7 protein-coding genes are annotated in these 7,226 nt (G+C 33.8%); all 7 read left to right on the top strand.

Annotation, left to right across the window (positions count from 1 at the left end):
- Positions 1–155 precede the first annotated feature (155 nt).
- The 7 genes from B0X80_RS16930 to B0X80_RS16905 all read left to right on the top strand — a co-directional run bounded on the left by B0X80_RS16930 (position 156) and on the right by B0X80_RS16905 (position 7,177).
- Positions 156–1,790, top strand: a complete 1,635-nt coding sequence (locus B0X80_RS16930; protein WP_175623972.1) for an arylsulfatase — start codon at positions 156–158, stop codon at positions 1,788–1,790.
- Positions 1,791–1,837: 47 nt separating this feature from the next.
- On the top strand, positions 1,838–1,969 hold the full coding sequence (locus B0X80_RS20655; RefSeq protein ID WP_281253025.1) for a hypothetical protein: 132 nt from the start codon (positions 1,838–1,840) through the stop codon (positions 1,967–1,969).
- 458 nt (positions 1,970–2,427) lie between these two features.
- Positions 2,428–3,696, top strand: a complete 1,269-nt coding sequence (gene hemA / locus B0X80_RS16925; protein WP_077342436.1) for a glutamyl-tRNA reductase — start codon at positions 2,428–2,430, stop codon at positions 3,694–3,696.
- 158 nt (positions 3,697–3,854) lie between these two features.
- Positions 3,855–4,937: a peptide chain release factor 1 gene (prfA, locus tag B0X80_RS16920; RefSeq protein WP_077342434.1), complete on the top strand. Its 1,083-nt coding sequence runs from the start codon at positions 3,855–3,857 to the stop codon at positions 4,935–4,937.
- 35 nt (positions 4,938–4,972) lie between these two features.
- Complete coding sequence (gene prmC, locus B0X80_RS16915; protein ID WP_077342432.1) at positions 4,973–5,860, top strand: peptide chain release factor N(5)-glutamine methyltransferase; 888 nt, start codon at positions 4,973–4,975, stop codon at positions 5,858–5,860.
- A 79-nt stretch (positions 5,861–5,939) separates the two neighbouring features.
- Positions 5,940–6,302, top strand: coding sequence for a SirB2 family protein (locus B0X80_RS16910; RefSeq protein WP_077342430.1), 363 nt, complete (start codon positions 5,940–5,942; stop codon positions 6,300–6,302).
- 71 nt (positions 6,303–6,373) lie between these two features.
- Positions 6,374–7,177: a tetratricopeptide repeat protein gene (locus B0X80_RS16905; RefSeq protein WP_077342428.1), complete on the top strand. Its 804-nt coding sequence runs from the start codon at positions 6,374–6,376 to the stop codon at positions 7,175–7,177.
- Positions 7,178–7,226: the final 49 nt, after the last annotated feature.

The raw sequence follows: 7,226 nt of genomic DNA, 5'->3' as shown, positions 1-7,226 counted from the left end.
TTTGGTGTCGAGTTTGGCACTTATGGTTTAGAAGAATACGTTTCTTTACAAACCATTAAAATGTCGAAATAGTCAGGTCATAAATCTCACTTTATTTGTATTTTAATTTAGTGAGATTTTATTAAACCATTAAAATTCAATTTATGAGTATATTCATGAACCCCTTTAAATTTCTTATTGTTTCTTTGGTAATTTCAATACCGTTTATTTCTTTAGCAAAAGAGCCTTCTCGGCCGAATGTTTTATTTATTGTATTAGATGACGTAGGTATGACTGATATAGGAAGCTTTGGTAGTGAAATAGAAACACCTAATATAGATATTATTGCTAATGAAGGGATTAAATTAAATCATTTTTATACAGCCTCCACATGTTCACCTACCCGTGCAATGCTATTAACAGGGCTTGATAATCATATTGTTGGCTTAGGAAATATGTATGAAGAGCTGTCTCCTAATCAAAAAGGAAAGTCAGGTTATGAAGGTTATTTAACTAATGTCAGTATAAGTTTGCCTGAGTTACTTAAAATGTATGGATATAGTACTTTTATGACCGGTAAATGGCATTTAGGATTAGACGAAAATACCAGTCCAGCCGCACAAGGTTTTGACAATTCTTATGCATTATTAAATGGTGGTGGTGGGCATTTTAACGACTTAGGTTTATTTGGTAAGCCTGCTTTATATCGAGAAAATGGTAAATTAGTATCACTTCCAAAAGGTTTTTATTCTACAAAATTTTTTACAGAAAAATTAATCTCTTACTTAGATAATGAAAATAAAAAGGAGCAATCTTCTCCTTTTTTTGCGTATCTTTCTTACTCCGCTGTTCACTGGCCTTTGCAGGCACCTGAAAAATCAATTGAAAAATATAAAGGAAATTATTCTAAAGGCTATGAGGTGTTAGCTAAGCAAAGGCTGAGAAAAGCTATCGAACTTGGTGTGTTTCCTAAAAATAGTCAATTACCTGAATTATTACCGAAAGAATTGCATTGGAATGAGCTAGACATACATCAACAAAAAGTAGAAGAGCGTAAAATGGAAATCTATGCGGCAATGTTAGACGACATTGATGTTTATCTAGGTAAACTTTTCGATTATCTAAAATCAGTAAATCAATATGATAATACACTGATTTTTATAATGTCTGATAATGGCGCAGAAGGACATGATACAGAATATGGTTTGGCTGAAGTAAAACCTTGGATTCAAAAATGTTGTGATAATAGCTATAAAAACATGGGAAAAGCTAATTCGTATTTACTTATTGGACCTAATTGGGCTCGAGCAAGTGTTGGTGCAGCTAGGTTATCTAAGGGGTTTGTACATGAAGGGGGGATACGTGCTCCAGCTATTATTAAATTACCTACTTTACAAAATAAACCTATGTTTTTAAAAAATAACATCTTGTCAGAGTTTGTGTCAGTTAAAGATATTATGCCTACATTGTTGAATATTATTGATATACCAAAACCAGACAATCATATTAAAAGTCATGCCGTTATTCCTATGACAGGACGTGACATTTTATCAGATAATAATAACCGTCCAGAAATGGGATGGGAGTTGATGGGGCGAAAAGCCTATCGTTTTGAACAATGGAAAATAGTTAATGCGCAACCACCATACGGAAAAGGGGAGTGGGAATTGTACAATTTAGATAAAGATCCCTTGGAGATAAATGACTTAGCAGAAAAAAATAGTTCGCAGTTACATAAAATGATTCATAGGTGGGATGCATATGCTAAGAGTAATGGTGTGATTTTACCTGATTGGGTTAGCGGTTACTAATCCGTTGGTGATTTTTTTGACATCTAAATGATTTACGAAAAAGTAATATGTTTTGGTATGTTAGTAAGCGCAGTGGACGTGTAAGCATGAAAGCACTTTGGTTAGGTTGGAATAAACTGACGGAAATAGTAGAGTCTGCTGAAATGTTTAAATCACTTCAACAGACTCAATACTTGTGATCAAGAGACAGACCTACATCCATATAGGTAATGAAGAATAAATCGCTTTTAAATGAACCCTTGGACAGCGCATGTTTGATATTTCTACTTTGTTATAGTGATTTTATGTGGAACGACCACACATTAACTCACTATATTTTGTATAAAAGTCAAATAGACTGCTGCAAAAAATACCTGAAAGATCAACAGACCCTAGTATAATTAAGGAAAAATCAACAACTTTTAATTTTTAATCATTATTTATTGATCTATGTTCAATTAAAGCATATTACTTTATGTAGGTTTTTAGTCCCTTCTTATATATTTATAGCATTATGTGGTATAATGCCGATCTTGTTCAATATCTAGTCTTTTAGGCTTAATAAATAATAAATATTGAGCTATTAATAAAAATAAAATTATCAAAGCGATTGATAGTTTTTGTTTCGTTTTCGTCAAAAGGCTTAATTTATAGCATTATGTCTATTATTGCTGTTGGAATAAATCATAAAACTGCCCCTGTATCGGTAAGAGAAAAAATTTCTTTTAATCCCGACGCATTATCAACAGCGCTTCAAAGTATGCTTGATTCTGTTCAATGCAAAGAAGCTGCTATTTTATCAACCTGTAATCGTACAGAGTTGTATTTAGTACAAGATGATACGCTTGATCAAACTCAAGAACGCCTTATGAATTGGCTTGAGCAATATCATAATGTTCCGGCTTCTACTATTTTACCTAGTTTATATATTCATCAAGGCCAACAAGCCGTTAATCATATGATGCGAGTAGCTTGTGGTTTAGATTCTTTGGTTTTAGGTGAACCTCAAATATTAGGGCAAATGAAACAAGCTTATAGTCAAGCTAAAGCAGCAGGTTCAATGGCTTTAGTTATGGACCGATTGTTTCAACGAACTTTTGGTGTAGCTAAACAAGTAAGAACCGAAACTGAAATAGGTTCTAGCGCTGTTTCTGTCGCATTTGCTTCAGTTAATCTAGCTAAACACATATTTGCTAAATTAGAAAAAGTACGAGTATTACTGGTTGGGGCAGGTGAAACGATTGAGTTAGTGGCTAAACATCTTTATGAGAATAATGTAGGTAAAATAACAGTAGCAAATAGAACACTTGCTAAAGCTGAAGTAATGGCTGATAAATTTGGTGCGGAAGTGATCACATTAGCACAAATACCAGAACGTATGAGTGAGTCAGATATTGTGATTAGCTCAACAGGGAGTACTTTACCTATAATAGGTAAGGGGATGGTAGAACATGCTTTGTCTAAGCGTAAACATCAACCTATTTTCATGGTAGATTTAGCTGTTCCTCGTGATATTGAAGAGCAAGTTGCTGATTTAGAAGATGTGTTTTTATATACTGTTGATGATCTTCAAAGCATCATAGCTCAAAATATGGAGAATCGTAGAAAGGCTGCTGTAGAAGCTGAAAGTATTGTAAATACTCAATCAAATAGTTTCATGTCATGGCTGCGAGGTTTAAATACACAAGATACAGTAGTCAGCTATCGTAAACAGTGTCTAGAAAGCAGAGATCAATTACTTGAAAAAGCACTTACTCAGCTAAAAAGTAATAAAAATCCTGAGGCTGTGGTGGCTGAATTAGCAACAAAATTAACCAATAAATTTATGCATGCTCCCACAAGTGCATTACAATCAGCTGCGCAAGGTGGAGAGTTAGACAAACTTATTTATTTAAGAGATATTTTTGATATAGATAAAAAACCTTAGCTACTATCCTTATCATAATATTTGTTTTTGTTTAAAAAACATGCAAACCATCGTACATTTACTTAATTTTCGTGATAAAAAATTTACTGTCAGTTTGAATAGCACTAGAATACTGCAACTTTAGCTCGACTAAATTTTCCCAATAAAAGAATAATTTAATGAAAAACTCAGTTTATCAAAAGCTTGAAATTATTTCTGAACGTTTCGAAGAAGTTCAAGCGTTACTTTCTGATCCTGAAACAATCTCAGATCAAGAAAAGTTTAGAGCCTTATCTAAAGAATTTTCACAGTTAGAAATTATAACTAACGCTTTTAATGCCTATAAAGATGCTGTTGACGATTTTGAAACAGCAGAAGAAATGCTAAAGGATGATGATCCTGATATGCGTGATATGGCACAAGACGAATTTAAAAGTGCTAAAAAAGCGGTAGAAGAAAAAACTGATGAGCTACAAATTTTATTACTACCAAGAGATCCTAAAGACGATAATAACTGTTTCGTAGAAATACGTGCCGGTGCTGGTGGTGATGAAGCGGCTATATTTGCGGGTGATTTATACCGTATGTACACACGCTATGCTGAAAAGAAAGGTTGGAGAATCGAATTAATGAACTCTAACGAAAGTGAGCAAGGCGGCTTTAAAGAAATTATTATGAAAATTGATGGTGAAGGTGTTTACGGACACATGAAATTTGAATCAGGTGGACATCGTGTTCAACGTGTGCCTGAAACTGAATCTCAAGGCCGTGTTCATACTTCTGCATGTACTGTGGTAGTAATGCCTGAAATTCCTGAGTCTGAAGCGATTGAAATTAACAAAGCTGATTTAAAAGTTGATACGTTTAGAGCATCTGGTGCGGGTGGGCAACACGTTAACAAAACCGATTCAGCTATTCGTATTACACATATACCAACAGGTGTGGTGGTTGAATGTCAGGATCAACGTTCACAACATAAAAACAGAGCACAAGCTATGTCTGTTTTACAAGCGCGATTACAACAAGCTGAAGACGAAAAACGTAGAAGTGAAGAAGAGTCTTCTCGTCGTAACTTAGTGGCAAGTGGTGATCGTTCTGAACGTATTCGTACTTACAACTTCCCACAAGGTCGTATGAGTGATCACAGAATCAACTTAACCCTTTATCGTTTAAATGAAATTATGGAAGGTAATTTGCAGTTGATCATGGAACCTATCATGCAAGAAAACCAAGCTGATTTATTAGCTGAAGTTTCTGATTAACTTGTTAATCTGTCTAATCAATAAAAGACCTTTCAATGCTAACTGAAAAAAATAGCATAAAAACGCAAATAGAGTTTGGTACTGCATTGCTTGAAAAAGTATCTGACAGCGCCAAACTCGATTCTCAAGTCCTACTTAGTTTTGTTTTAGATAAAGAAATAAACTACTTATATACTTGGCCTGAAAAACTATTAACAGCCAGCCAACTTACTTCCTATTTAGCTTTACTTCAAGAACGTTTATTAGGTAAGCCCATTGCTTATATTACAGGGGTTAAAGAGTTTTGGTCTTTACCGTTTTATTGTGATGCATCAACCTTAATTCCTCGTCCTGATACTGAAGTGCTTATTGAACAAATTTTAGTTGAAGTAGAAGAGAACCTAGAAAAGAAGTTATCAGATACTGAAAACAAAATAATAAGTTGCATTGATTTAGGTACAGGCACAGGTGCAATTGCGCTTGCATTAGCATCTGAAAAACCAAGTTGGGATATTGAAGCGATTGACTACAGCGAAAACGCTGTCACATTAGCACAAAAAAATGCCAAGTATTTAGGCATTAATAACGTTAATATTTATCAAAGCGATTGGTTCCTAAATGTAGGTACAGATAAACGCTTCGATGTTATTATTAGTAATCCACCTTACATTGACGAAAAAGATATTCATTTATCACAAGGTGACGTCAGGTTTGAACCTTTAAGTGCATTAGTTGCCCAAGATGAAGGTTTAGCGGATATCACAAAAATAGTCAATCAAGCTGTACCTTATTTAAAGCAGAGGGGGTATCTGTTCTTTGAACATGGTTACAACCAAGGTGAAGCGGTTAGGAATATCATGTTAGCTTCAGGCTTTAGCGGAGTTAAAACAATACGAGATTATGGTGAAAACGACCGAGTTACCTTTGGTACTATTCATCAATAAAACGCTTTGATTTAAATAGCTAACTCAGAAATTTAATTTCAAAACTAATTTATAATTCAAATAATTATCAAGGATCTTCATGAAACATTTACATATGACTTTAGCATTACTTAGTGTGGGTTTATTTACTTTACGTTTTGCTTGGTTGTTAATGAATTCAGCTCAACTCGATAAAAAATGGGTAAAAATAGCTCCACATGTTATTGATACATTTTTACTTGTTCTTGGTGTGATTATGGCTGTTAAATTGTCTATTAATCCAATGGAACAACTTTGGTTGGGTGAAAAAATATTAGCGGTATTCGCCTATATATTTACGGGGTACTACACTTTGAAGATTGCTAAAAATAATATGATGAGAGTTATAGGTTATTTAGGTGCTTTAGGTTGGATAATGCTGGTTGTAAGACTTGCTATGACTAAACAAGGTGTTTTCTTTTAATCTCCACTTTAAATATTAGCGTTTTACCCCATATTGCATGATATCTAATTTACAGGAAGCATAGAATTATTTTGAAGAACGAATTATTGTTATCTGAACTCCAATCAGACGAAAAAGGTTTATTGCATTTATTTTTGTTAATTGAAGAGTTTGTTTTTGGACGAAATGATACATCGATGCAAAATATCGAAAAAATCATAGAAAGTTGTCAATTAGCAATAGATGATATCGAAAGCCCTTTAGAGCAAGTAGAAGTTTTAATTAATGAATTGTTTGTAGGGCAAATGTTTATTGATAACCCTAAAGCATTTTGGCCTGTTATTTCTTTTCAAATAGAAACAGGTATTGGTTATCGAGTTCTAGCCCCTACAGTTAAAGCTGTAATATTACAGCATATTATTGAAGCTTGTTACTTTGAAGCTGATGTTGTCTTCGTACCTGATAATATTATGGTAAGAATTAGCTGTGATGATAGCTATGCGATTATTTTTGATCCCGTAAATGGTGAATCCATTGACTGGCAACAACTTGATAATAGGATGGACGACGTAGAAGGTGATCCAAGTAATTTAGAATTACATTCAATGGATAAATCTGCTTTAATCATTGAACATCTAACAGCCCTTAAAAATTCATTGATCAAAGAGTTGGCTTTTGACCAAGCCTTAAAGTGTGTGGATTTATTAATAGAACTACGCCCTGAAGACCCTTTTGAAAGAAGAGATCGTGGCTTTTTATTGCATCAGTTAGATTGTTTTAAAGTAGCATACGACGATTATCAGTACTTTGTGGAACAGTGCCCTAAAGATCCCGCAGCGCAGTTGCTAAAAATGCAATTAGAAAAAATAACTGTTGTTGATAACGTATTGCATTAAACATATTAATCAACACGATAAATTAATTAAAATATCATAAGGAATCATC

This window comes from Pseudocolwellia agarivorans, assembly GCF_002000085.1.
Classification (GTDB): Bacteria; Pseudomonadota; Gammaproteobacteria; order Enterobacterales; family Alteromonadaceae; genus Pseudocolwellia; species Pseudocolwellia agarivorans.
This window is presented reverse-complemented; position numbering and strand designations above follow the sequence as displayed.